This is a genomic window from Mucilaginibacter angelicae, from assembly GCF_042434235.1.
Taxonomy (GTDB): Bacteria; Bacteroidota; Bacteroidia; order Sphingobacteriales; family Sphingobacteriaceae; genus Mucilaginibacter; species Mucilaginibacter angelicae.
Genome location: NZ_JBHLTS010000004.1, coordinates 117,627 through 143,190, shown reverse-complemented (window position 1 = coordinate 143,190; position 25,564 = coordinate 117,627). Strand labels below are relative to the sequence as shown.

Genomic DNA, 25,564 nt, shown 5'->3' with positions numbered 1-25,564 from the left:
ATATGATCTGAAAAATTAGAGATTTGCCAAGCCTGTTTAAACAAGCCTAAAAATCTATCTGAAAATGATCTTAAACATTTGCCCGAAATTTAAACGGAAAATATACCCGTTGATACTGCTTTCGTTGGTCACTGCTACAACAAACGCGCAGCAAAAAACAGCAAAAGTAAAAAAAGATGAGGTTGATTATGTTAATCCGCTCATCGGCACCGCATCAACCGGCTTTGGCAAAGGACTTGACGGCGGCGGCACCATGCCCTGCGTAAACGTACCTTTTGCCATGACCAATTTTGTAGCCCAAACCGGCGAAAATAAGATGAGCAAAATGAGTTATACTTATGAAGATAACTCGGTAATAGGCCTGATGGCCTCGCACCAACCCACCGTTTGGATGGGCGATTATGGTTATGTATCTGTAATGCCGCAGATAGGTAACCTCCGTGTATTGCCCGAAGAGCGTAAGCTGATGTTTGATCATAAAGATGAGGTAGCCAAACCTTATTATTACTCCGTAAAGTTAAAGGCAGGCGCTAACGCAGGCATCAAGGCCGAAATTGCTGGTGCTAACACCTGCGGCATGTTCCGCTTTACATTCCCCAAGGCAGATCAGGCCCATCTCATAATCCAGGGGATTAACCTAAACCCTGCACTTACCGATTGGGCCAATGATTTTAAAGTGAGGATGAAAGAATTGAGGGGCTATGTACATGTTGACACGGTTAACAACGAAATAACCGGCTACAATCCCGACAGGCAATCGGCACAGCTTGGTCCGCAGCTTAAAAACTTCAAGGGTTATTTTATTATCAAGTTTGATAAACCTATCCGTAAATACGGCACCTGGGATAACCATACCATTAAAAAAGGGAGCAAAGAGCAGTTTGGTACCCGTATGGGCGCTTATGTATCTTTCAAAACAACTGGCAGTACTGTTGTGAAAGTTACTGTTGCCACCTCATTCATCAGCATTGACCAGGCGCGTCACAATCTTAAAAAAGAAATTCCCGACTGGGATTTTGAAAAGCTGGTAAAAAGCACCCGCGATAACTGGCAACAGCAATTGAAAAAGGTACAGGTTGCTGATATTACCGACGGACAAAAAACGATTTTTTATACGGCGATGTTCCACACCCTGCTTTTCCCGAGGGAGTTTTCAGAGTATGGCAGATACTACAGCGCGTTTGATGATAAGGTGCATAATGGTGTTTCTTACAATGATTACTCATTGTGGGATACCTTCAGGGCTTTGCATCCGCTGCTCATCCTTACCCAGCCAGAGCGTGTAAATGGTATGGTAAAATCGCTGTTGCAAATGTACCAGGAGGGTGGTTGGATGCCCATGTGGCCAAACCCAACTTATACTAATATAATGATAGGCACCCATGCTGATGCCGTAATTGCCGATGCTTATGTTAAAGGTTTCAGAGGCTATAATGCTGCATTAGCTTATGAAGCATTGCACAAGGATGCATTTACTGCACCCGACGGCGATGTTCAGAAAAAGTGGGGCGACCGTGACCTGTGGACAAGCTTTGAGGCGAGGGGAGGGCTAACCAATTACCATAAACTGGGTTATGTTCCGGTTGATAAAACGAGGGAATCAGTATCGCGCACTATCGAATATGGAATCGACGATTATTGCGTTGCCCAGCTTGCCAAGGCTTTAGGCAAAACCAGCGACTATAACCAGTTGATGGGTTGGAGCAAAAACTATAAAAATGTGTACAACACTTCAACCGGCTTTATGGCTCCCCGTAATGCAGACGGGAGTTGGTCGGCACAACCGGATAGCGGCTTTACCGAAGGTACTAAATGGACGTACACTTTTGGAGCCATGCAGGATGTTCCGGGAATGATCACCCTTATGGGCGGCGAAAAAGCATTCGCTGATAAATTAACGCACAATTTTAATGATGGACATTATCGTGCCGATAATGAGCCGGGTCATCACTATATCTATCTGTTTAACTATTGCGGCATGCCATGGAAGGCGCAGGAGCTGGTGAGGCAACATACTTCATGGCAAAATTTCAGGAATGCACCTATCGGCATAAACGGTAATGATGATTGCGGCCAAACATCGGCCTGGTATATTTTTAGTACCATGGGCTTTTACCCGGTAACGCCGGCATCGGGCATGTACAGCATTGGTGCCCCACAGTTTCCATACATAGCGCTGAACCTGCAAAACGGAAATAAACTGGTGATTAAGGCTACAGGTTTATCGGCCCAAAACAAATACGTGAAAGCGGTAACCTTTAACGGAGTGGCTATAAAAGATCACATGATATCGCATGAGCAGATAAGTCACGGCGGTACATTGGCTTTCACCATGACCAATATCCCTCAAAAAGATTAATTATCACGAGGCTGTAGACGCCCTGGCAACCAATTGCGATGGCATCACCAGCTCTTGTTCGGCTTCAACAAGCCGCCCCGACAAGCGGCCGAAAAGTATTTCGGCCGCTTGTTTGCCCATATTATATGCCGGTTGCAAAATAGTAGTAAGCGGTGGGTTAAGTATAGCTGCTGTGATCTGGTTGGTAAAGCAAACAACTTTAACATCATGCGGAATCTGTAGTTTCAGCTCATCGCAGGCCAGGTAAGTTGAGGTTGCCAAATGCTCCACTGTGGCTATTATGCCATCAGGTTTCATCGCACGCAGGTGCTCTTTAATTATACCCACATTTTCATTAGTGTATTTATTGGTGCAGGTTACTATGCCGGCATCTTCGGATGTAATGCCGTTATCAGCTAAAGCTTTGCGGTACCCCTGCTCACGAGCCGATAAGATAGAAGGGTAGCCGCTAATGGTAACCAGTGAGATGTTTTTACATCCGGCCTGCAGCAGGTGAGTAGCGGCGGTATATGCGCTGTTAAAATCATCGGTTACGATCTTGTCCGCAGTTAAATCCTCACATACCCTGTCGAAAAAAACGATCGGGATTCCTGTTTCCTGTAATGTTTTAATATGAGAGGTGTCCTGTGTATTGCTGGCTACCGACATGATCAGCCCGTCAACCCGTCCGCTGGCCAGGTCATCAAGCATGGATGCTTCCCGTTCATAACTGTCGTGGGTAAGGTAGATCAGTGCATGATATTTTTTAGGGGCGATAACGCTTTCAATACCGTTGATAGCCTGGCTAAAAAAGCTATCGGCAATTTCGGGGATGATAATGGCTATCGTATTGCTGCTTTGCTTACGGAGACTGCTGGCATAAGCATTGGGTACGTAATTTAAGCGCCGGGCCGCTTCCATCACCCGCTGTTTGGTTTCGGGGCTGATATCGTAACTATCGCGCAGGGCTTTTGATATGGTTGCCGTGGAGAGGTTAAGCTCCCTCGCAAGCGTTTTCATATTCACCTTATCGCTTTTGTTACCGGCGGTCATTTTTTAAGCAGATGTTTTAAAATTGGTTGTGCTTTAAAGCGAGGCAATATAGTGAAAAAAGATATTTAGCTATCTTTCTTCAGCTTGCTTTAACTCCCGGTAACTTAATCGATTAAGTAAATAAATACCTCCGGATTGTTAAAATTGATGTTTGTAATCATGAAATTTGAGAGAAGACATAAGCAGAATTGTCCAACAATACTGTATTAAACCAACCAAATTATGAGCCAGCTTAACAATACACCCAATCAAGGCCCTTTAAGTTCAATAGATGAATGGGAAGATGATCTGTTAGTCCGTTATCCTGATGCCGATGCCATAGCTGCCGGTCGTGATACAGAAGCTTACCGTGATTATGAAAATAATTTAAAAGATACTGTACGCGAGTTTTATCGCTTGCAGCACATCAATCAAACCTATGACTTTGTACTGCAAAAAAAGGATCAGTACCTTAAGTTTGATAAAAAAGAAATGTCTGTTTGGGATGCTTTTGATTTCCTGAACCAACTGGTTGACGACTCGGACCCTGATACAGATCTTGATCAGCTTCAACACTTATTGCAAACATCTGAAGCAATTCGCGGTGATGGCCGCCCGGATTGGATGGTACTTACGGGTTTATTTCATGACCTGGGCAAGGTATTATGCCTTTTCGGTGAACCGCAATGGGCTGTAGTAGGAGATAGCTATCCTGTAGGCTGTGCTTTTTCGGATAAAATTGTGTTCTCCGAATATTTTGAGCTTAATAAAGATCATCACGATCCGCGTTATAATACCAAATACGGTGTTTATGAACCCAATTGCGGTTTGGATAATGTGCACATGACCTGGGGGCACGATGAATATATTTACCACATGATGAAGCCATATTTACCAGAGCCGGCTTTGTATATGCTGCGTTACCATTCGTTTTATCCGCAGCACCGGGAAAATGCCTACAGTCACCTCATGACAGCGCATGATCATCAATTGTTTAAAGCGGTTAATCAATTTAACCCATATGATCTTTATTCAAAAAGCCCTACCCCGCCAAACTGGAAAGAGTTAAGGCCATATTATGAGGATCTTGTGGCAAAATATCTGCCATCGACATTGAAGTTTTAAAAGGGAAAGAGATATATGAAACAAAGCTGCAGATGAGTAATTTGCAGCTTTGTTTGTTTTAAACTGTTAGATGGCCTGCTGGCTGCTTAACTGATTCTGGTAAGTAAGGCGTTATATTACGCAGGGCCCGTTCAATATATTCTTCCTTTTCGCCAACCGGCACAACATAATTAAGCGCATTTTTGACTGCTTCGATACCTTCTAACCGGGCGATGATCCAGGCTGAAAGATAATGTGAAGCCAGGCAACCACCAGCGGTGGCTATATTAGCATTGGCAAAAAAAGGTTGGTTTAAAATATCTATACCAGCAGCTACAACCCATGGCTTGGTGGTTAAGTCGGTACAGGCAGGCGCACCATTTAACAAACCCAGTTTAGCCATGATGAGTGTTCCGGAGCATTGGGCCGCCAATAACTGCCTTGTTGGATCAAATTTTAACCGGGCCATAATTTCCCGATCTTCTACAACTTCGCGGGTTAACTTGCCACTGCCAAATATAACGGCATCTGCTTCACATGCTTCTTCAAGAGTAGCCTGAGATTCAACTACAACACCATTCATGGAGCGGACCTTAGCCGTTGGGCTGGCTATAGAAACCCGCCAGCCTGGTTTTTTGACACGGTTGAGAATACCCAATGCAATGAATGAATCCAGCTCATTGTACCCTTCGAATGTAAGAATAGCAATATGCATTTCTTTAAGTTTTTATTTTGAAAAATAATGCATAGCAAATGTATATGTGATCATGATGATATACGGTAACAGTTTTGTAAATTCTGATAGGTATGGTCAGATTTGCCAGGTAAAGAGAATTATTACTAACATTAACCGGATTTATTTGATGGATTTAGGTTTTAAAAAGCCTTCAAGATCCAGCCATTCGCCAAAGCGTTCGATCCATTTATCTGTTGGGATGTTTTGTTTACGCATGCCGAAACCATGCCCTCCTTTAGTATACATGTGCAGTTCGGCAATGTGTTTTGAAGCTACCCATTTTTGATAAATATCAACGCTGTGTGGGGCAAGGCCCAACTCATCATCGGCTGCTGCTGCTACAAACATCGGCGGAGCATCGGCTAATATTTCTGACTGCAGCTCTGCAGGAAAGAATGGGTACAGAAGCGCAACAAAATCGGGTTTATTTGCAGGGGTATATTTATAAGCAGATGCGCCGGCAAGAGTGCCGCCTGCCGAAAAGCCCATAATGCCAATTTTTGATGGGGATAAATTATATTCTGCAGCATGTTCGCGTACATAGCTTATGGCCAGCCGGGCATCGACAAGTGCCATCGGGAATAGTTTTACTACCTGGTCATGGTAGCTTTGGGTTTTGTAATTAGCATTCACTTCACTTACAGGATCGTTAGTCAGGCTGTGGATCACACGATATTTAAGCACAAAAGCAGCCACACCATGGTCATTAAGCCATTTAGCTTCTTCATTACCTTCGTTATCGATAGAAAGCGTCTGAAAACTACCACCGGGACAAATAACAACTGCAGTACCCGTAGCTATTGTAGGATCGGGTAAGAAAACACCAAGCGAAGGATGCACCACATTATACACCTTGCGGGTATTGGCAGCGTTATGTTCGCTCAAGCCCTCCTGCCAGGCCCAGTTTTCAGATCCCGGCGCGTTACCATTATAAAGCTGAATAACTTTTTGTTGGGCATTTGCAAGGCACGCTATAAACAGCAGTAAACATGTAAGTAAATTAAGTTTCATAACAGATAACATTTTTGAACCTAATGTACCTGCTATTTAATTACGTCTAAAACAAGATATCGTTAATAAATTGATTCTCGAATGTTATCCTGTATGGCTTTAAATTTGAGTGACTTTAAATCAGAATTCTTTTCGTCGATTAGTTTAAAATGTAGATTTATCTTTGAATTAGTGAAATTATGACATTTAATCGTCAGATGGATAAAAACGATAATGGGGTTTGGGAATTAAATAACCCGCAAAGTAACTCTCTTTATTTCAAGATCAGCAAATTCCGCAATAACGGGTTATTCGATGGAATGGCCAGCTTTAATTATTTTTCAATAATCCTGATATTAAAAGGTAATGGTGAACTCCTGGCAGATATTAATCCTTTTGATTTTAGCGATGAAACATTAATATCAGTTTCTCCCTATCAGCCATTCAAAATTAACTGTCCGGGAAACTGTACGGGGTACATGGTCAATTTTCATCCTGATTTCTTTTGCCTGCATAAACACAGAAATGAAGTTTCCTGCAACGGGATTCTGTTTAATAATATTTATGAACCGCCTCTTTTTACGTTAACATCGGCTGAAACCCAATCGTTGTTGCATGTTGTTTTAGGAATGACAGCCGAGATGCAGCGACCAGGAATTGCAGAATTTGAAATATTACTATCGTATTTAAAAATACTGCTTATCGATGCATCAAGGATGAAGGTTGAAAAAAGGCAGTTGGCGGGTGTCCTGGCCAATAAAGAGCCTGTAATCTTAAACGATTTGAAAGATGCAATTGAACAAAATTTTCATACCCTTCACAGTCCCAGTGAATATGCTCAATTACTCAATATATCGACGCCAGTATTAAACAGAACCGCTAAAAGTTATTTTAGCAAGACTTTATCCCAATTGATAACAGACAGGATTATGTTGGAAGCGAAACGGCAATTGTACCTTACTTCAAAATCGGTAAAGCTGATAGCTTATGAACTTGGGTTCAATGATGAATTTTATTTCAGCCGGTATTTTAAAAGTAAAATCAATGTTTCTCCGCAGCTATTCAGGGATACGGTCGGCGTTAACAGGGCAGAAGCATAAGTGTTGTAAACACATGACGGTACCGCAGGATAAATTGGAATATCAGGTTTCAAAATGTCCATGTTAAAGAACGATTTATCCATGTTTGTCCGTGCTTGCAATCCTGATTTTTGCTTTATGAAAACAACAGAGAAACAACTACCGGCCCCCCCGTGGGATATGGAAACTGCGGCAGAAAGACTGCAACTTTTAGAAGACGATTTTAATACGTCAGAACCGGAAACTATAATTGCTAATTTCACTGAAGATGCTGAAGCCAGATTTGGCTTGGTTTTTTTAACCGGGCGTGAGGAAATAAAACAATTTTTAATCCGGGAATTTGAAAGCAAAACCAATTATAAACTAAAACTTGATCTTTGGGGTGCACTTAAAGGCAGGATGGCCGTTCGTTCCGAACTGGAATGGACCGATAACGAGGGCCGTTCTTTTAGAAATTATGGTGTGCAGGTTTTTCAGTATGATGACGATGGTCTTATAAAAATGAATTACCTGAGTTTTAATAATGAGGAGGTTTCCTGAGCCTGATTATTTTTACAGGTGACTTTTAGACTTATTTTTAAACAAAATAGGCACATGAAAATGCGCCTATTTTGTTTTTTGTATTCGTGATCCCGCTGGGATTCGAACCCAGGACCCCAACATTAAAAGTGTTATGCTCTACCAGCTGAGCTACGGAATCAATCTTTAAATTTTTCGCTTATAAAGCGAAGCTGTTTAAAGGCAGCTTTTGTTTTTAATAAGAAAAGCCTTTTTTCGAAGGCTTTGTGATCCCGCTGGGATTCGAACCCAGGACCCCAACATTAAAAGTGTTATGCTCTACCAGCTGAGCTACGGAATCATTCTTTAAACTTTTGCGATCTGATTATCGTTTCTGTTTAAAGTGGTGCAAATATAGGGTTCTTTACTATTACCCGCAAGCTATTTTTTAAATTAATGTAAAGCTTTTTTTAAGCTATTAATAACCAGTAAACTATAAATTCAGGATGGCTATTTTACCGCTGTTTCCAGCCAATAATACGAGTTTTCCGTGTTTTGCTTTACGACAAACGTTGAAACTTGTGCCATCAATCTGCTTCCATGTCTTGCCCCCATCGGTGGTAATGTTACTTCCGGGAGTGCCGGTTGAAAGAAATGTATTTGATTTTATGTACTCAACCGATGATTGAAAACCTGCAGGACCTGTTTGTGGGTGTGTAAAAGTAAGGAGCGGGTGAACCTTGTGGATAACTGCAACGGAGTCGGTCTTTTTATCATTAGCATAATCACCTCCGATCATAATTCCTTGATTTTGCCCTATCGATAATGAAAAAGCACCTTCACTGCTTTGCCCATGTGTGATAGGTAGATTTACATACTGCCATTGATCATTATTCGGTTGCAATGAAATAAGTCTTGCGTTTTTTCCTCCCGAAACGATGTATATCGCGCCTTTGTTTGATACTCTAAGGCACGTGCCGCTTGCAGCAAAGGCAGCTTCGCCCGGTATGGCATAAGGCGCATTTTTTATTTCATTCCAGGTTTCACCACCATCTTTGGTTTCAAGTAATAAAAATTTATTGTTGATAGGATCACCTAAAATGTAACCGTGAAGGTTGTCGGCGAAATCCATGGCGTCTAAAAAATAGGTAGTATCTGTTTTATGATATTTTTCCTGCCAGGTTTGTCCGCCATCCACTGTTTTTAAAATGAAAGAAGGCGAGCCCGAACTCATGATTACGGCTTCCTTATCATTGAAAGCTTCGATATCCCGAAAGTCGGATTTTTCATAGCCCTTTATTTGGTTCCATTCCCAGGTTTTACCACTGTCATTAGTTTTAGCGATGTATCCTTTACTGCCGCTTATCCATGCCGTTTTATCATCAACTACAGATAAACCGCGGATGCTTGTTGGCTTATCCTGCTGCAAAATGGTAATAGTTTGTGCTTTTAAAATAGCACTGAATGACAAAAAACAAAATAGAGTATCTAAAATAAAAATGCGACCTAGCTTCATTTAGTTTGATATAAAGTGTTTTATGAAACCTAAGTTAGATTTTCAAAGCCCGTTAAACAACATAATATTGATTTTTTAATTTATTAAGTTGCAATTTGCCGGAAACGATTATATTTGCACGCTTGTTAATAAAACGATAAGCCCGGATGGCGAAATTGGTAAACGTTGCGGTCTCAGAAGCCGTTGAGAATTGTCTCTTGAGAGTTCGAGTCTCTCTTCGGGCACGCCTTTTTTAAGTAAGATAATTGAGATGTGAGAATTGAAAGGTTCTCACATTTTTTTAAAGCCCAGGTGGCGAAATTGGTAGACGCACCATCTTGAGGGGGTGGCATTCGTAAGGATGTACGAGTTCGAATCTCGTTCTGGGCACACCCTATTAATTAATTGTATTTAAGATTTTTTCCCCTCTTTTAATCCTTGGACTTCTTGCTGCAACACATTAACAGTAAATGTATTACCAACAGAACCGTTAACCTGCGGACTTACTTCAATAGGCTGAAGCGGGTAAAGAAATACGCAGGGAAAAATAACATCATCTGCAAGGGTATTCAGCTCGGCCTGGGTACCATAGGCAAATGCCGGGTTGTCGTTAAGGGTTTGTACAATAGCTTCTATTTGGTTACGCATAATAATAAGGCCCCGGTCCCTGGTTTGGGGCGATTTTAATGTTTAATAGCCTTGCAGGGATAAGGCGCTTTAAGTTGTAGTTTGAGAGAGCTCACTATACCGTTTTTGATATTCGGCTTCGGTTTTGTTGAGAAGCAGTTTGGTAAGGACCCGCTCATATGGCATGCTCATGACCAGGTGCCATTTGGTTATATCACCACCTGCCAATGAGTTTACGGTATTGATATATTTAAATTTTTCGAACGACTGGATCCCTGCCCTTTTTTCAAGGATTGTAGGAGCCGAGGCCAAAAGCCTGTTTTCGGTGTTGATAAGCTCGGATAACAGGTAAAAAAATGTTTGGCTATGGGCAGCGCCTCCGTTACCCGTAGTTTTTTAACTTCATCAATAAAGCTTTCCACCTCATATTCGTTATATTTTTTGCCCGTTGCCCGGCAATAAAAGTACTGCGCCAATACCTGGCAGCAGGCGTTTAGTGAAGGATTAAAATGCTCCTGCCAATCATCTTCTCCATGTGTTTTTATATGTGTATTTATTTCTTCGGTTATGATATCACGGGCGGCCATAAAGGCACCAGCCGGTTCAACAGAAAGATTATGCATTACTTTTACCTTCGTTTTTTGGAGCGATACCCCATTGGCTTCGGGTAGTATGAAAGTTACCTCTTTAGGGATCTCATTGCTGTTATACAGATATTTGATCTGGTACGATAAGGAAAGTACAACCTCGCCAAACTGGTGCAAATCATCATGTTTTTTTATGTTCTGAAGCTCCGGAACCGGGATACCCGAGAGTATGCTGATTGCCTCAATATCCGTTATATCGGGCCGGGCTTGTAAGTCCATCATCTGGCCAAGGGTTATTTCATCTAATTGCGTTGGCATCTTGACCCGTAGGTTGCCTCCGGTGGTTTTTAATATGCGTTCTGTCATCGTTATAAAGCATGTATAGGTTTTGTGATTTTTGAATATGGATATTTAGATCAGCCCGTGTAATGCACTTGCTTGCTGACTGCTTTGCCTGTGTGGCAGGCGCGACTGAAGTTTGCCGGTACTATTTATTTTTAATTTATTAAGAGCGATATACCTTAACGGATCTATCAGGTGGTTCCATGAATCAACCGGCTCATTAATGGTTTTGCCAGTTGCATCTATTCGCCATTTGTAACGGTTAAGCTCGTTGCGCATGTTTACACTGCTGCGGGTTACATTTATTTTGTAGCGTTTAAGAATATCAATAGAGTTTTTAATACTATCAGCACCTTTTTTTGCAGCGGTAATACGCCATCCCAGGCGTTTTAGCTCTTCTATTGATTTCGGTTCGGCACTATCTGCAATAATTTCGCAGTTAAAGTTCACGCCAATCTCTTTTAATTTTACAGATATATCGGTGTTGGTTAAACCTGTTTCGTAAAACAGTTCGTTGGCCCACAGTTCGCCGTTTTGCTGGTATAGCTCAATGCATCCTGTTTCATCATTGGTAAAACCAAAGTCTAAACCCAGGGCTATCAAACGGGCATCGGCAGGAATAGATTCGCAGATATACCAGTTATCAAATATAAGCCCGGTTATTTTGCCTGTTAAGCCGCGGGCGTATACTTTCCATAGTTCAAGATCAACAGTTTTTAGCGCCTCTATTTTATTCCGCACTTCCGGAGCTAAAAAGGGGTTATGCCTATGGTCGGATACGATGAGTTGTACTTCCGGTTTACCAATCAAGTGTTCATGCACCCAAAAGCCTGTATTGGGATTATAGTCAATAAAAATGCGCTTTTTAGTTCGCAGGGCCAGTTCCGTATACACATCCCATGTTAAGCCGTTGGCTTCATTGATAAACAGATAATCACGCTTGCCAGATTTAGCGTCCTGGCTGTTGTCATAACTTTTGAACTCGATTATACTGCCATTCAGAAATTCGAAAATACGGTCGCTTTTATTATAGTTTTTAATTTTTGCCTGTAATACCAGTGATGAGTTGTATATATTAAGCGCATCGCGCATCGCACCAGCTTTAAGGTTAGGGATATCCTGCCCAACTATGGTGATCACCTGCTTTGGGCTTTCGCCTGCAATGCAAAATAGTGCCTGCTCAATGGCAAATGTTTTACCGCTACTGGTACCACCCTGGTTAATTACTACATGGGCCGTTGAAAGGTAATTTTGTTTAAACAGGATAGAACACTGAAAACCTTCAGGCTCCTTTAATGTAATATCAGGGCTTATTTCTTCATTGGTCATTGTTATTAATTGTTAATCCGGTGGCCCAAGTGTACATGGGGCACCGATGTTATAGTTGTACATCTTTTTCGCTGTCGGCAGGGGGAGGGCCGGAGTTGAAGATCTCCACCTTTAATTTGTTTCCGGCTTCTGTGTTGGTTGGTGATGGCTCGTATTTCTCGTTCCACCCCATATTTTTTAACGCGAACATTGCTCCCGTTGTATTTTGATGCAAATGAGCTTCATAACAGGCCTCTACACGTAAAATCCCTTGTTTAACAGCAGGTGCAAACCTGCCATGCTGTACATAATTGTTAAACTCCTGCCGGCTGTTAAAGCCAAGGGCAAGGGCCAGTCCTGAAAGTGTTGCCGGTTCCGGATCCTCGTCCCAAACTTTGTGTTCAATAGTTTCTGCATTGTCTTTACTGTTTTTTACCGGTTTTTGTTCAAGGTGATATTTGCCTTTTATTTTGACGAAATATTTATCAATGCACCGCGCAACCTGGGCGGAATCATTAAAAGAAGATATATCGGGTTTCATTATGTTTAAAATGCCGAATGGCATAAAAGAATAATCAAATGTCGGCAATATTTTTTATAAATGCTAATTTTATTGGTAATATTTTAATTGGATGAATTTAGAGAGGGATAAGTAATAGAGATGAATAAAATGTAAATATTTTCTTTTTTAATAGAAAATATTTACATTTGTATATGAGCAAAGCAATTAAAAATCGTAATACGGCTATTGAAGCCAGGCAGGGGCAGGCAGCATCCCGCCCTTATGTATTTACAGATGCGCCTATGCAGGTTTTTAATGATCTGCTGGTACCCTATGAAACCTATTTTAAATCGCCTTTGGCCAAGCTTGGGGCTATAAAACAAGGGTTGCACTCCAATTCCATCACCGATTTACTAAAGGTAACCGGTGCTACTCAAAGTGATATTGCCAAATGGCTGCATATTACTGAGCCTACTTTACGTAAGCATTTGCAAAGTGCGCATGAGTTAAACCAGGGGTTAAGTGAGCATATCATCCAACTTTTTGAGGTTTTTGATAAAGGCCTTGATACCTTCGGCTCCCTTGATCAGCTTAAAGGCTGGTTAAAGCAGTATAACCCTGGTATTGATGCCATTCCTTATGATTTGCTTGATACCATAACAGGTATCAACATTGTGATAAGCCAGCTTATCCGTATTGATTACGGTGTGCTTGCGTAAAATAATTATTGAATTAATGATTTAGTGAATTGCTGACTGCTTTTTACCGCAATTGTTTATGATCACTAAATAGTTTATTAAATCTATCCATCTGTCTTTTGAACGTTTACCGGATAAGTCAAACCAAATACGCACGTGACCGCAAGGGCTCAGGAATTGACGGGCGCTGGAACTCATTGGGGCAATATATGATCTATACCGGCGGTTCGCTCGCCCTTTCGTGCCTTGAAAAACTGGCACATTCGCCTGGTACAGCACTGTATGCCGGTGATTTTTCGGTTATTATATTTCAAATACCTGATAACCTGCCTGTTTTTGAAATTACTGTAAGCAAGCTCCAAAAACTTAATGCTAACTGGCATAAGGTAATTAACTACCCGGTTACCCAATTGCTTGGCGATACCTGGCTTCGTAAAATGGAAACAGCAGTTTTAAAAGTCCCATCGGCAATTATTGATCTGGAGTATAATTACCTGTTTAATCCGGCCCATCCCGATTATGACAAAATAACCATCAGCAGTGTAAGCAAGTTTACTTTTGATCCGCGGCTTAAGGCGCAATAAAACATTGTACAAACAATTAACTTAAATAATTATTTTATAATTGCAGGGATAAACCTTAACGTGTCCTGCATTGAATAGTTATAATGGGTATTAACAAAACAAGCATTTTAATTTTTGCAGGCTTGCTCATAAGTATCAGCGTGTATGCCCAGGATAAAAGATACATCCCGATAGGGCACACTAAATATAAAGATACAGTACTGGTTACCCATCCCGACACTACTTTTGAAAAAGATATTTTTGATGTTATTGAATCGGTTTTTCGCGAAAGCAAGAAACCCGGTAAGGTTGATTCCGTAACTTCAAAACCGGTAATATCAATTATTCCGGCTATAGGGTATACTTTACAAACAGGTTTGGCCGGTACCATATCTGGCAATGTGATTTTCAGGTTAGCGCCTGATACACGGATCTCAACCATAACTATAAATCCTGCATACACTCAAAATAAGCAGGTGATCATCCCCATACAATCAAACATATGGTCAAAAAATAACAAGTATGATTTTATAGGCGATTTCAGGTTTTACAAATATCCCCAAAGCAGTTTTGGCTTGGGTAGTAATTCTGACAGGGCTAATGAAAATCCGCTGGTTTATAGCTTTTTTCGTTTCCATGAAACCGTTTTGCGAAATATAACCGGTAATTTTTATGCCGGTTTAGGTTATATTTTTGACGACAGGTGGAATATGTACGAGAAAGGGCAACTGAATGGAAAAACGTCGGACTATGAAAGATACGGCCCTGTTAGTCGTGCCATATCAACCGGGATAACGTTTAGCGGATTGTACGACAGCCGCGATAATCCGATCAATGCATCGCGAGGGTTTTACACTTCGCTGCAGTACCGGGATAATTACACGTTTTTAGGAAGTACAACTGCCTGGCGTTCATTAATTGTTGATGTACGTAAATACTTCAGGTTCCCCGAAAGTTCAGATAATGTATTGGCTTTTTGGTCGTACGATTGGCTGGTACTTAATGGCAGGCCGGCATACCTGGACCTGCCGGCTACCGGGCATGACCCAAGCTTTACTACTGGCCGTGGATATATACAGGGTAGGTTTAGGGGCGCGCAAATGGTTTACCTGGAAAGTGAATACCGGTTTAAAATAACCCGGAACGGTTTGCTTGGCGGCGTAGCCTTTGTAAACGGCGAATCGTTTTCGGCAGCGCCGGGTACTGCTTTACAAACTATGCAGCCCGGTTTTGGCGGCGGTTTAAGGATTAAACTGAATAAGGTATCCAAAACTAATATTGCCATTGATTATGGTTTCGGGCGGGAAGGATCAAGAGGCTTGTTTATTAATGTAGGCGAGGTGTTTTAATATGCGTATATTGATTTGATTGACAGTGTATTGTCTGTACCTGAATTTTGATTTTTATATTTTTATGTATTAAAAATCCCCGAAACGGGGCGCCGCTTATTCGTTTTTTGCGTTTTTATTAAAAGTGCTTTATCGCACATAAACCGGTAACTTTAGCATGAATATTGACGTATATCATATAAAGGTTAAAAAAAGTTAAAAAATTAATTTGTTTAACCATATTTAATGAGATTTGTAATTATTTATTGCTATGTTTATTCGCCAGTAAGCCTATGATCCGTACCAGTTTTACTAAATGGTTTGTTTTATTAAGTTTATCCATTTCGGTGGCTGTATCTTCCTGTCAAAAAGATGAGGAAGTGAAGGATATAAACGCGGTTAAAACATCCACCAGTAAAGACAGCGTATCATCAGTAAATATTATCAATACTCCGGGTAATTTTTTGGCTGGGAAAGGCACCTTAAAAGTTACCATTGAAGATTCAACTTACACTTTTGATGCCAGCCAGGATTCAATAGCATTCATAAACGTACATAACGGGGATGATAAATATTTTGGCATCACGGCAATCAATAAGGCGCATAACATGAGTTTTGGCATCAGCTCATTAGGATTGGCTTCGGTTAAAACCAGCAATGACGTGGCCGGAAGTCAATTTTTGTTTAAAGTTGATGACAAAAAGCCTTTACTCCAATACACACTTACCAAATATGCAGGGCAACAGGATTTTGGTAAAATTGATATGGATCAGTATAACCATGAAAATATGATTGCCAAAGGTACTTTCTTTACCTTTTTAGCTAAAGATGATAAATCCGATTCTCCTTTTTACCGTGTTGAAGGCAGCTTTGAGTTGCAGCTCAAATAAAATCCCTTTTTGTTTTCAACGCAGATCTGAGAAATTTTCATTCAGTAATATTAAGGTAAAAAAGCCATTACCTAATGATCATTAGTACTCAAAAGGGCGGTAATGCGGCTCTTTTTTCGTACCTTTATGCAAATTTTAAAAACATTGATGAAAGTATTTATTGCAGGTCTTCCTTTAGAAGTAGATGAGGCCGAATTAACAGCTGTTTTTGGTGATTTTGGGCCGGTTAAGTCGCTCAGGATTATTAAAGATCGCGAAACAAAAGAGAGTAAGGGTTTTGGTTTTGTGGAGATGGTTAACGAGGATGAAGCGAAAGAAGCGATACGTTGCATGAATGGAGCAAGTTATTATGGCCGCAGGATCACGGTTAACGTAGCCGAAGACAAAGGTCCTGGCTTTAACGGTGGTGGCCAAAAAGGTGGCTTCAGGCGTAATTAATACCAGATAAAACATTATTCTTCTTTTTTCAAAATATTAGCCGGCTATGCCGGCTTTTTTTGTTTTTGCCAATATTGATGACTGGATAATTTAAATCATGTAAACTTAGCTGGTTGATTAAGAGAAGAGTTGCCGGAAAAAGCTTATTTTAGTATGCTTATCAATAGTTGATAAGTGGCCAAAATAAAACAGATTACAATAACCTTGCCTGTAATTAAATGACCCATTATATTTACACTTGTTATCCTCCGTACCCCCGGATACCTGAACTTGCTGACAATTTAAAATAACAACAGTGTACGCCTTTTTTAAACCGGCAATAACAGTACTTGTGCTTTGGCTTGCAGCTTTTTCAGCTTTTAGTCAGGCTCCTGATATTACCTATACTACCCCAAATGTTTATATTGTTGGAGCTGTAATACCGGCATTAAATCCTTTCAATACCGGAGGTGCTGTACCTGCTACTATTTATAGCGAAACTAAGATTTTAGCTGGCTCGGGATTGCCGGGTAGCAATGATGGAAATGCAGCAACGGCCACGTTTGTTGATCCATATGGCTTAACAGTTGATGCCAATGGTAATATCTATCTGGCAGAATCGGCCAATTACCGGATCAGGAAGATAACACCCACAGGTACTGTAACAACAATAGCTCCCGACGGCATTCCGGGTTCTCCCAATATTGCCTCGCCTAAATTTAATACGCCGCATGGCGTTGTACGCGACGCTGCAGGGAATTTATATGTGGCTAATTATGGTAATCATAATATCCTGAAAATTTTGCCCGATGGTACGATAAGTGTTTTTGCAGGTGGCTTTGGCAGTAATGGTTTACCTAATGATGGCCAGGGCACGGATGCTTCTATTATAAATCCTAACGCTATAGCTATTGATGCTGCAGGCAATCTTTATGTATCTGATGGAAGTAACCTGATTCGTAAAATATCGCCAACCGGCTATGTATATACTTTTGCGGGCAGTGGCATGGCGGCTACGGTAGATGGAAAATACAATGGCGCAAGTTTCAATACACCGGCCGGCTTAGCGGTTGATGCAACGGGCAATATATTTGTGGCAGAGCAGGCTGGCAGGGTGATCCGTAAAATTACCCCTAATGGCGATGTTACTACAATTGCAGGCAGCGGGCAATATGGTACAGCTGATGGAATAGGCACTGCTGCCAGCTTTGAATTTCCACTCGGCATAGCTGTTGATCCTTCGGGTAATTTGTATGTTACCGATGGAGGAGGGACCATTAGAAGAATCAGTGCTGATGACTATAGCGTTACTACGATAGCCGGCGGGGGGCCTAACGGAACAAATACAGGTGTAGGTAAAGAGGTGAGTTTTAATGTGCCCAGCGGCATTGCTATTAATCCCGATGGTAATCTGTATATAACAGAAATAAATGGCAATATCATTAAGCAGGTTATAGCTACAGGATATATTATTGATAAGGCTTTGCCTCCGGGCCTTGTTTTTGACCCAAAAACGGGAATAATAAGCGGTACGCCTACTGTAACCTGGCCGGCTACTGATTATAAGGTCACCGCTTTTAATGTCGGCGGCAGTAGTAGTTTCGTGCTAAATATTAAAGTTAACGCCGTGCCCGATCCTATGCTTATAGTAAGCAGTGCTACAGGCAGCATGAGCTCTTGTTTTGGTTCAGTATCGACAAATTACCAGCAATTTACAGTGTCGGGTACAAGTCTTACAAACGATATCATAATTAATGCCCCTGCCGGGTTTGAGGTTTCCTTACTGCCCGACCAGGGTTATGCCAATACATTAACACTCCAGTTAGCAACATTAGATCCGGATGGTACGGAGATTTATGTGCGCCTGGCTGCTACAGCCCCGGTAGGGGTGCTTACAGGCGATGTTGTTTTGAGATCTGAAGGCGCTGCCGATGCTCTTGTGACTGTGAGTGGCGAGGTGAAGCAGGTAGTTACACCATCGGTAACTATTAGCCAGCAGGGAATAGCCTGCCCCGGTCAATCAGTAACATTTGTTGCTACACCTGTAAATGGAGGCATTAATGCTATATACAAGTGGTTTGTGAATGGTGTTAACCAAGGGGGTAATAGTAGCCCGACCTTTACTATAACTACAATTAACAGCACCAGTGTTGTAGCTTGTACCCTAACTAATATTGATGATTGTACTACAAATGCCGATGCTAATTCTAATCAACTGCAGCCTCAATATAAGCCACTGGTAACTCCGGAAGTAAGCATAAATCAGCAAATTTTAGGTTGCCCCGGTGAGCAGGTAATACTTATAGCAATGCCGGTCCATGGCGGGGATAATGCTATTTATGAGTGGTATGTGAACGGAAGTCCCCAGCAGGGGCAGAGTGGCGTGAATTTTATCAGCTCTGCACTTAGTAGTACCGATATTGTAACGGTGAAGATTACTAATGTAAGCGATTGTACAAATACACCCAGCGTTATTTCAAGTGGGGTTTTTCCTCAGTATATTCAGCAAGTTAAACCAGAAATAACAATAAAAGCAACAACGGCTACTACGGTTTGTGCCGGTACTACAGTAAGCTTTGAAGCATTGCCTAATCACCAGGGCAGTAATCCAACCTACCTATGGTTAATTAATGGTGTAAACACAGGAGCTCCTTCAATTCAGCCTTATACCTCGGTAACAACGTTTGTCTCCGGAGACTATAAGGTGTCATGTATTATTACCAATACCGATGTTGCAAGTTGCGGGATCAATCCTCAAAAAATTTCAAATGAAATTACCATAACTGTCCTTTCTTCAGGTTCGCCGCTTGTAAGTGTTGCCCCTTCATCGGCATATCCGGTTTGCGAGGGTTCGCAGGTGATATTTGCCGCAACTTCGCCGGATGCCGTGGCGGGTTCAATTTATCAATGGCAGGTGAACCACGTAAATGCGGGTGAAAATAAGAACACATTTGCCAGCAGTTCGCTAAAAAAAGGTGATGTATTAACTTGTACAGTAAGTAATCCTTCTCAATGCAGTTCTCCCGGGATAAGCGATGAGTTTAAAATTGAAACTAACACAGTGCCTGTTGTTTCGTTTAACGGAGATGTTACTATTAAAAAGGGAGAAAGTGTTGTGCTGAATCCAACTGTATCTCCAGACTTATTAACCTATAGCTGGTCTCCGTCAGATGGCTTGAGCGATGCCGGTATTTTGAACCCGGTAGCGTCTCCGGCGAAAACCACCAGTTATACTTTAAAGGTTACAGAGGTAGCGGGAGGGTGCCCGGCATTTGCGGATATTACAGTTAATGTTGTATCCCTCATGGTTATCCCTAATACTTTTACCCCCAATGCCGACGGCGTTAATGATACCTGGAGCATACCAGCCCTTAGCGCTTATCCAAATTGTGTGGTAAATGTATTTAACCGTAACGGATCGCAGATCTTTCGTTCGATAGGTTACAGTAAAGATTGGAATGGATCTTTTAATGGGTACGTGCTGCCTACGGGTACTTATTATTATGTAGTTGATCTTAAAGATGGCAACAAGCCATTATCTGGATATGTGGTGCTCTTAAAATAATGATCATAAAACAGGCCGGCAAAAATAAGGAGATGCAGGGGCTGTTTATTAAAATTGATAAAGAAATTAAGAGGCCTGTGCCAACGGAATTTTATCCGGATTAAGGTTGTTAAGTAGAATATCCAGTTTAAGATTGAATTCTTTTAATTGAATATCACCTTTTTCAAAAGCATTAGTCAGTTGTGTCAGGTCTTCTTCGAGATGTTGAACAGCAGTGTTGTTTGTGTCTGTGCTATGCTTTTGATGATCCTCAATAACTTCTATTTTATATTCAGCAGCTTTGAGCAGATATACTTGTTGAACATCAAAAGTGATATGGCTATTATCGGTCACTTTTGCCTTTTGTTGTTTATTAAACTCTACTAACACTATAGCGGCAATAATTGCGGCAATTACCAGCATCATTATAGGATCCATCTTCTTCTCTTTTTGTTACAGGTTTATGATTCCGGGCTCAGACGCCGACGGTTTATAATTAGAATAAATATACCTGAATAAAAAATAAACTAAAAGGCAATTGTTGATAAAATGCCCATTTGTGAATAACTATTGAGAAATGACTGTATGTTTTGTGTGAATGTGTGAAGTTTTAACAGGCGGGAATAAACTTAGCTATTATGCAGATCTGAGGCCTGTTATTGATTAAGGTTGTTGTTAAGCCGTTTTTCATAACATAAAAATCTTAAACCCGGTCTTAGATCTAAGCTAATTTCGCCTGCCAAAACGTATCCCAGCTTTGGAAACAGCTTTTGTGTAGCCTGGTTAGCAATATTGGTATCAATTCGTAATATCTCAATTCCACGCCCAATGGCTTCCTGTTCTGCTTGCTTTAAAAGTGCTGCCGCAACGCCGCGCCCCTGGTAATTAATGTTTACAGCAAGGCGATGTGTAACTATGGCGGTTTCGTCGGGGTTAAGTCCGGCCTGGGCATATTCAGCATCCTGATCGGTAGTTATAGCAGCTACGCCTGCTATTGCTCCTGTAATGTCTGCTACCCAAAGCTGGTTAAGGTTAATGTCATCGGTAAATACCTGTTTATTGGGGTAATCGTAATCCCATTGAAAGTTACCTGCCGTTTTCATAATGGGGATTACATCTGCCACAAGAGCTAATATCTGAGGTATATCATTAAGTGTAGCCAGTCTGATTGTCATTTTATCTGCCAAAAAAAATTATGGCTAAAATATGGAAGTTTTGATGTCTGGCAGTTTACTTTTTGCAATAAATAATAAGCTTATTTAAGCGCACGCCGTTTTAACGAAATTTTTGAAGTTGATTTTATTTGCAGGATAACAGTCCATGATAGCAGGAAGAGGAAGCTATAAAATGCAAGGTTTTGTACCCAGTTACCAACGCTGAATTCATCAATGATCAATTTTAACATCTTACTTTGCATTACTTGAAAATTCCCCTTGCTTAAACATCTTTTAAATTTTGATTACCTATGCATTTAAAGGTTTAACAAGGTGTCGAAAATGTGTTGGTAATACATTAACCGCATAGATGTAAGAATGTTGTAGGGTACTGGATGTTTTGTAACGATAGGCAGAACAATAATGGCGGCTGCAGGGGAATAATAGATTGCAGCCGCTATAAAGGTTAATGATTATGTTTTTTGTGGATGTCCTTAACAAGGCAAAGCTTTTTGATGTCGGCTACTTTAATAACAAATGGGGCGTATTTAAGCCGGTTACCAACCATTTCGGTTGTGTTATCTGAGTGTGCAATTACTTCATCGGGGTTATCTCCGGCAAGCAGGCGTTTGTACATGCGGTAATCGCCCCATTCAATATAATAAACCTCGCCGGGCAGGATCTTTTTATCGTGAATTATTTTTAGTGCAACCCAGCAGCCGTTTTCAAGATAAGGATACATGCTGTGCCCCCAAACTGGAAGCGCGAAATCACAATCCTCAATCCCCGGAAAATTCATGTGACCAACCGGCTGTGAGTCGTTAATGTCATTATATACTTCTACGCCTGAAGCAGTTGCAGAAATTTCATACATGGGGATGCCTTCGCTGTGTTTGGATACAGGTTTTGATTCAGAAATATTCTGTTTTTTTTCGCCTGTTATGTAATCTTTATATTTTTCTTTGAAAATACGGAGTTTTTCTGGATCTATGTTCTGCCTGCTCTTTATTATCTCAGTGATTGAGCTTGGAGAGTTAAAGCCTAATGCTTCGGCCAATTGGGCATTCCCGTTAAATGCTTTTCCTTTAAGCTGATTGTAAAGTATAATAAACTCCAGTGTTTCAGGACGTACAATCTTTATTTTGTTTGGTTTTACTTCGTCTTCCATGGTGAAAAATAATTTAAAGATTTTTCTTGATAATAATAAAGATTATTCTGTATATTTGTTTCGTTAATGATTGCTAATGTAAGTTAAATTATTTGTAAATCAAAATGGTTACTCTGTTTTATAAAGAGTATTCTTTTGTATTAATGTAACGTTCTGTAATTTAAAATCAAGAAATAATATCAAGAAATAATCGATAATACCATTACTATGTATATAGCATTTTCGGCGCTTCAACAGTCGGCACGTGACAACAATAATCAAAATAACCTGGATATTTTAAATGAAAATGAGGCTTTGCAGCGCTTTGAGGGTTATAGGGCTGCATGTGAAAAATATAGGGATGAAATTGCAGTCATCCAAAAATATATACCTGGATGGATGCCTGCTTTTAGCCGGTAATAACCAGGGTGTAAGCAATATCACATAAAATAACCAATTAAAACATACACTAATTACCATGATGAAAATTTCGCAAAAACTTAAAAGCCAGCTTTGGTGGCTTATTATTTCGGTTGATTATGACTATAGCCGGATAACTATAGCAGAGCATGATTTGACAGATGAAGTGCTTACTTTGTGGCTGGAGGATAAACAGGATTTTAAAAATTCAATTGATGAATGCCTGCAGGTAGATATCCGGGTGCGCGATATGGCCAGGATCATTAAGGCTGAGGGCCTGAATAGCTACGAGGGTACCAAATTACACCCAACTAAAAACTTTGCCTATAAAGCGCGGATAGAAATCAACACCCCTGTGCAATGGTATAAAGACGATGCATCATTACTGGAACAACAATGGACCCGTGAGGCGGTATTAAAAGCATTGCTTACTCAGCTTGTTGAAGCCGGTGCCGCAAGTGATTATACCTATTAAAGTGGATTTTAATTATGCTAAATGGAATTGTTTTCATAATTATTCAAGCTGTTTAAATTTGTCTTGAATGTGTTTCTAATCCAATTGATCGGCTAAATTTGATTAATAGCCTGTTGCAAAAGCCTATTAAATTCCGCAGGTTTTTCAATCATAGGGAAGTGCCCTGTGGCATGTATCTGTAATAACTGGTAGGGGATCCCCGCTTTGATAAACCCAGCTGTATCGTTAGGGGTGTAATCGCTGTTAATAAGGTGGAGTTTTGTTTTGCTGGCTTTAAGTTTGGCTGTAGTATTAAAACCATTATCTTCCATACTTGCTATGGCAATTGCACTGTCGGCATTTGCTACATCGTTAAGGATGCGTTTCCTGATGGCTGCATCGGTTGTTTTATAAAAAAGATCCTGGTTAAAATAGGCTATGGCTATTGTTCTAAAGTGTTTTTTCAGCATAGCTATCGCTGCTGCGTAATCGGCTTTTGCCTTTGCTGTTTCGGGTTTTCCGTCAAAGCCTTTAAAATTATCGATACCTACCAGGCCTATCACCTGCTGCGGGGCATTGAGCCTGGCTTGTACAATAATTTCACCGGCCATAGAGTGCCCAACCAGTATTACGTTTTTTAGCTTGAGAGTGGTTATCACGGAGGTTACGTCACCGGCAAAATCATTCACCGTCCATGAGTTGCGGTTTTTACCCGATTGGCCATAGCCTGGCAGATCCATAGTAACAACCCGGTATTTACTGCCAAAATATTTTACCTGCTGGCTAAAGTAACTTTTGTTAATGCACCAACCATGTACAAAAAGCAATGTGGTGTCACCTTTGCCCGTATCTGTATAGGCAATATTAACGCCGTGGTTACTGATCTTTACAGTGGGCAGATCAGTCGTTTTTTTGCTTTGCGGATGCTGGGTACAGGCATACCACAAACCAATCGAAGTTAACAATGAAAATAATGCGGGTAGCTTTTTCATGCAGATAATTATATGCAGCGGTTTCGCTATATAAATATCCGTTTATGAACAGGTTGCGGCAAAATGTTTAACTTTTTTTAACAAAGTAAATACTTGAACGTAAGATAATGGCAAGTGAATAGGTGATTATTATTTAACCTTAACCAGTTGTTGCTCTTTTTCATTTTGTTCAACAAGTTCCAGCTCTTCAGTAACAGCTTCTGCTTCTGGTGTTGCGTAGTTCAGTTTACGGAAACGCCATTGGGCAAATGCAGGTTCCTGGAAGCGGTTTATCAGTTTGAAAAATTTGGGAAAGTTGTGCACTTCTTCTAATAACAAGCCGGTTACAATGCCGTTGTTGTCAAGTATTTCGCGTATGGTGTATTCTTTATCCCTGGTGATCCATATTTCAAAATCCTGCCGTATTTCAGCCATCTTTTCAGGATCTATTTTGTCATTTATACAAATTACCTTATCGCCCGGTTTCATAATGATTGCAATTTTATGTGTCCCTTTTGTTAAGAGATGATGAATGTAAAGGTCGGCTTTTTAGGCGTATTTTAAAATTTGTACATGATGTAATTTTTGTGTTAAAAAATATTCAAAAAAAGTTTCAAATATTATGCAACCTTATTTTATGGGCTTCGTATTAAAATGTATAACAAAGGTTTAATATCATGGCATTATCGGGTTGCCTGTTTACAATAGTAAATATGGTTAACTGCCTGAAAAACTAAAGAATAAACAATTATTGCTTTTAACCTAAGCTTATTTTTATTGTCATATATAGTTTTTGTTGGTTAGTTTTACTTTAAGGTCATTTGCTGTTGGGGCATTTGACCTTTTTTGTTAGTACTTGTTCAATAAAGCAATTATATATTGCATGGATAAACAAAATGATTATTATTGCAGTCACTTATGTCTGACGAAGCGATTATAAAACGGTTAAAGGTTGTTGTGAAAGAACACGGCGGCCAGCTGGGGCTTGCCGGGGCTATTGGTGTTGACCAGGGCTTTATTAGTAAGGTGATCAATAAAAAGCAGGATATCAGCTATTACCTTATCCGGAAGCTTTGTTTTCAGCTTAAATATTCGCCCGAATGGCTTATCCTTGGCACCGGCGAAAAAATGATCAATAAGCCCGAATCGGCTAAGCTCATTACCGAAATACAGATGATGCGTACAGAAGTTGATATTTTACAGGCCCGGATGCGCGCCTATGAAATGGAATTGAAGGAACTGCGCGAACAATTACGCATAGAGGATAAGAAGGCTGTATAGCTATGTTAAATCCCGGTAAATGTAAAAGCCCCTTTCGGGGCTTGGGTGTTATTTATAGA

27 protein-coding genes and 4 tRNA genes are annotated in these 25,564 nt (G+C 40.7%); 15 read left to right on the top strand and 16 right to left on the bottom strand.

Annotated elements, in window-relative coordinates; all coding sequences use genetic code 11:
• Nucleotides 1-64: 64 nt before the first annotated feature.
• Nucleotides 65-2,359 (top strand): GH92 family glycosyl hydrolase, encoded by a 2,295-nt coding sequence (locus ACFFGT_RS00910; RefSeq protein WP_377020603.1) that lies wholly within the window; start codon nt 65-67, stop codon nt 2,357-2,359.
• Nucleotides 2,360-2,362: 3 nt separating this feature from the next.
• On the opposite strand, the gene ACFFGT_RS00905 is transcribed toward ACFFGT_RS00910, so the two are convergent.
• A complete protein-coding gene (locus ACFFGT_RS00905; protein ID WP_377020602.1) occupies nt 2,363-3,391 on the bottom strand; it encodes a LacI family DNA-binding transcriptional regulator in 1,029 nt (342 codons plus the stop codon).
• A gap of 222 nt (nt 3,392-3,613) precedes the next feature.
• Between ACFFGT_RS00905 and ACFFGT_RS00900 the strand changes: the two genes are divergently transcribed.
• Complete coding sequence (locus ACFFGT_RS00900; RefSeq protein WP_377020601.1) at nt 3,614-4,495, top strand: inositol oxygenase family protein; 882 nt, start codon at nt 3,614-3,616, stop codon at nt 4,493-4,495.
• A gap of 58 nt (nt 4,496-4,553) precedes the next feature.
• Here ACFFGT_RS00900 and ACFFGT_RS00895 read toward each other — a convergent pair whose 3' ends face one another.
• Nucleotides 4,554-5,189, bottom strand: coding sequence for a DJ-1/PfpI family protein (locus tag ACFFGT_RS00895; protein ID WP_377020600.1), 636 nt, complete (start codon nt 5,187-5,189; stop codon nt 4,554-4,556).
• Between the two features lie 141 nt (nt 5,190-5,330).
• Nucleotides 5,331-6,221 carry an alpha/beta hydrolase gene (locus tag ACFFGT_RS00890; protein ID WP_377020599.1) on the bottom strand — a complete coding sequence of 297 codons (891 nt, stop codon included), beginning with the start codon at nt 6,219-6,221 and terminating at the stop codon, nt 5,331-5,333.
• Between the two features lie 179 nt (nt 6,222-6,400).
• Between ACFFGT_RS00890 and ACFFGT_RS00885 the strand changes: the two genes are divergently transcribed.
• Complete coding sequence (locus ACFFGT_RS00885) at nt 6,401-7,300, top strand: helix-turn-helix domain-containing protein (RefSeq protein WP_377020598.1); 900 nt, start codon at nt 6,401-6,403, stop codon at nt 7,298-7,300.
• A 60-nt stretch (nt 7,301-7,360) separates the two neighbouring features.
• Entirely contained in the window at nt 7,361-7,819 is a 459-nt protein-coding gene (locus tag ACFFGT_RS00880; RefSeq protein ID WP_377020597.1) for a DUF1348 family protein, read from the top strand.
• An 87-nt stretch (nt 7,820-7,906) separates the two neighbouring features.
• Here the strand turns inward: ACFFGT_RS00880 and ACFFGT_RS00875 are convergent.
• The 3 genes from ACFFGT_RS00875 to ACFFGT_RS00865 all read right to left on the bottom strand — a co-directional run bounded on the left by ACFFGT_RS00875 (nt 7,907) and on the right by ACFFGT_RS00865 (nt 9,293).
• Nucleotides 7,907-7,979 (bottom strand) — tRNA-Lys (locus ACFFGT_RS00875).
• 86 nt (nt 7,980-8,065) lie between these two features.
• Nucleotides 8,066-8,138 (bottom strand) — tRNA-Lys (locus tag ACFFGT_RS00870).
• Between the two features lie 132 nt (nt 8,139-8,270).
• Entirely contained in the window at nt 8,271-9,293 is a 1,023-nt protein-coding gene (locus ACFFGT_RS00865; RefSeq protein ID WP_377020596.1) for a WD40/YVTN/BNR-like repeat-containing protein, read from the bottom strand.
• A 140-nt stretch (nt 9,294-9,433) separates the two neighbouring features.
• Here ACFFGT_RS00865 and ACFFGT_RS00860 point away from each other — a divergent pair.
• Together ACFFGT_RS00860 and ACFFGT_RS00855 are read left to right on the top strand one after the other, a co-directional pair.
• A tRNA-Leu gene (locus tag ACFFGT_RS00860) sits at nt 9,434-9,517 on the top strand.
• A 61-nt stretch (nt 9,518-9,578) separates the two neighbouring features.
• Nucleotides 9,579-9,662 (top strand) — tRNA-Leu (locus ACFFGT_RS00855).
• 21 nt (nt 9,663-9,683) lie between these two features.
• On the opposite strand, the gene ACFFGT_RS00850 is transcribed toward ACFFGT_RS00855, so the two are convergent.
• The 4 genes from ACFFGT_RS00850 to ACFFGT_RS00835 all read right to left on the bottom strand — a co-directional run bounded on the left by ACFFGT_RS00850 (nt 9,684) and on the right by ACFFGT_RS00835 (nt 12,677).
• Nucleotides 9,684-9,920 (bottom strand): hypothetical protein, encoded by a 237-nt coding sequence (locus ACFFGT_RS00850; RefSeq protein WP_377020595.1) that lies wholly within the window; start codon nt 9,918-9,920, stop codon nt 9,684-9,686.
• Between the two features lie 212 nt (nt 9,921-10,132).
• Nucleotides 10,133-10,852, bottom strand: a complete 720-nt coding sequence (locus tag ACFFGT_RS00845; protein ID WP_377020594.1) for a hypothetical protein — start codon at nt 10,850-10,852, stop codon at nt 10,133-10,135.
• A 45-nt stretch (nt 10,853-10,897) separates the two neighbouring features.
• Nucleotides 10,898-12,157, bottom strand: a complete 1,260-nt coding sequence (locus ACFFGT_RS00840; protein WP_377020593.1) for a PBSX family phage terminase large subunit — start codon at nt 12,155-12,157, stop codon at nt 10,898-10,900.
• 49 nt (nt 12,158-12,206) lie between these two features.
• The gene (locus ACFFGT_RS00835; protein ID WP_377020592.1) at nt 12,207-12,677 is read right to left on the bottom strand and encodes a terminase small subunit; all 471 of its coding nucleotides are present in this window, start codon (nt 12,675-12,677) and stop codon (nt 12,207-12,209) included.
• Between the two features lie 173 nt (nt 12,678-12,850).
• On the opposite strand from ACFFGT_RS00835, the gene ACFFGT_RS00830 reads away from it, so the two are divergent.
• The 6 genes from ACFFGT_RS00830 (at nt 12,851) to ACFFGT_RS00805 (ending at nt 20,099) form a co-directional block, all read left to right on the top strand.
• Entirely contained in the window at nt 12,851-13,357 is a 507-nt protein-coding gene (locus tag ACFFGT_RS00830; protein WP_377020591.1) for an Xre family toxin-antitoxin system antitoxin, read from the top strand.
• A gap of 98 nt (nt 13,358-13,455) precedes the next feature.
• The gene (locus tag ACFFGT_RS00825; protein ID WP_377020590.1) at nt 13,456-13,920 is read left to right on the top strand and encodes an RES family NAD+ phosphorylase; all 465 of its coding nucleotides are present in this window, start codon (nt 13,456-13,458) and stop codon (nt 13,918-13,920) included.
• An 83-nt stretch (nt 13,921-14,003) separates the two neighbouring features.
• Nucleotides 14,004-15,248: a BamA/TamA family outer membrane protein gene (locus ACFFGT_RS00820; RefSeq protein WP_377020589.1), complete on the top strand. Its 1,245-nt coding sequence runs from the start codon at nt 14,004-14,006 to the stop codon at nt 15,246-15,248.
• Between the two features lie 272 nt (nt 15,249-15,520).
• Nucleotides 15,521-16,117 (top strand): hypothetical protein, encoded by a 597-nt coding sequence (locus ACFFGT_RS00815; RefSeq protein WP_377020588.1) that lies wholly within the window; start codon nt 15,521-15,523, stop codon nt 16,115-16,117.
• A 147-nt stretch (nt 16,118-16,264) separates the two neighbouring features.
• Nucleotides 16,265-16,555, top strand: a complete 291-nt coding sequence (locus ACFFGT_RS00810) for an RNA recognition motif domain-containing protein (RefSeq protein ID WP_090523751.1) — start codon at nt 16,265-16,267, stop codon at nt 16,553-16,555.
• 295 nt (nt 16,556-16,850) lie between these two features.
• Nucleotides 16,851-20,099, top strand: coding sequence for a T9SS type B sorting domain-containing protein (locus ACFFGT_RS00805; protein ID WP_377020587.1), 3,249 nt, complete (start codon nt 16,851-16,853; stop codon nt 20,097-20,099).
• A 66-nt stretch (nt 20,100-20,165) separates the two neighbouring features.
• Here ACFFGT_RS00805 and ACFFGT_RS00800 read toward each other — a convergent pair whose 3' ends face one another.
• The 4 genes from ACFFGT_RS00800 to ACFFGT_RS00785 all read right to left on the bottom strand — a co-directional run bounded on the left by ACFFGT_RS00800 (nt 20,166) and on the right by ACFFGT_RS00785 (nt 22,400).
• A complete protein-coding gene (locus tag ACFFGT_RS00800) occupies nt 20,166-20,516 on the bottom strand; it encodes a hypothetical protein (RefSeq protein WP_377020586.1) in 351 nt (116 codons plus the stop codon).
• 218 nt (nt 20,517-20,734) lie between these two features.
• On the bottom strand, nt 20,735-21,253 hold the full coding sequence (locus ACFFGT_RS00795) for a GNAT family N-acetyltransferase (RefSeq protein WP_377020585.1): 519 nt from the start codon (nt 21,251-21,253) through the stop codon (nt 20,735-20,737).
• An 80-nt stretch (nt 21,254-21,333) separates the two neighbouring features.
• Nucleotides 21,334-21,483 carry a hypothetical protein gene (locus tag ACFFGT_RS00790; RefSeq protein WP_377020584.1) on the bottom strand — a complete coding sequence of 50 codons (150 nt, stop codon included), beginning with the start codon at nt 21,481-21,483 and terminating at the stop codon, nt 21,334-21,336.
• A 215-nt stretch (nt 21,484-21,698) separates the two neighbouring features.
• Nucleotides 21,699-22,400, bottom strand: coding sequence for a S24 family peptidase (locus ACFFGT_RS00785; protein ID WP_377020583.1), 702 nt, complete (start codon nt 22,398-22,400; stop codon nt 21,699-21,701).
• Between the two features lie 207 nt (nt 22,401-22,607).
• Between ACFFGT_RS00785 and ACFFGT_RS00780 the strand changes: the two genes are divergently transcribed.
• On the top strand, nt 22,608-22,799 hold the full coding sequence (locus tag ACFFGT_RS00780) for a hypothetical protein (protein WP_377020582.1): 192 nt from the start codon (nt 22,608-22,610) through the stop codon (nt 22,797-22,799).
• Between the two features lie 58 nt (nt 22,800-22,857).
• Nucleotides 22,858-23,274, top strand: coding sequence for a hypothetical protein (locus ACFFGT_RS00775; protein WP_377020581.1), 417 nt, complete (start codon nt 22,858-22,860; stop codon nt 23,272-23,274).
• A 92-nt stretch (nt 23,275-23,366) separates the two neighbouring features.
• Here the strand turns inward: ACFFGT_RS00775 and ACFFGT_RS00770 are convergent, their stop codons facing one another.
• Both ACFFGT_RS00770 and ACFFGT_RS00765 read right to left on the bottom strand, forming a co-directional pair.
• A complete protein-coding gene (locus ACFFGT_RS00770; protein ID WP_377020580.1) occupies nt 23,367-24,245 on the bottom strand; it encodes an alpha/beta fold hydrolase in 879 nt (292 codons plus the stop codon).
• A gap of 129 nt (nt 24,246-24,374) precedes the next feature.
• Nucleotides 24,375-24,713, bottom strand: a complete 339-nt coding sequence (locus ACFFGT_RS00765; RefSeq protein ID WP_377020579.1) for a hypothetical protein — start codon at nt 24,711-24,713, stop codon at nt 24,375-24,377.
• A 429-nt stretch (nt 24,714-25,142) separates the two neighbouring features.
• Between ACFFGT_RS00765 and ACFFGT_RS00760 the strand changes: the two genes are divergently transcribed.
• Nucleotides 25,143-25,505, top strand: a complete 363-nt coding sequence (locus ACFFGT_RS00760; protein ID WP_377020578.1) for a hypothetical protein — start codon at nt 25,143-25,145, stop codon at nt 25,503-25,505.
• Nucleotides 25,506-25,564 lie beyond the last annotated feature (59 nt).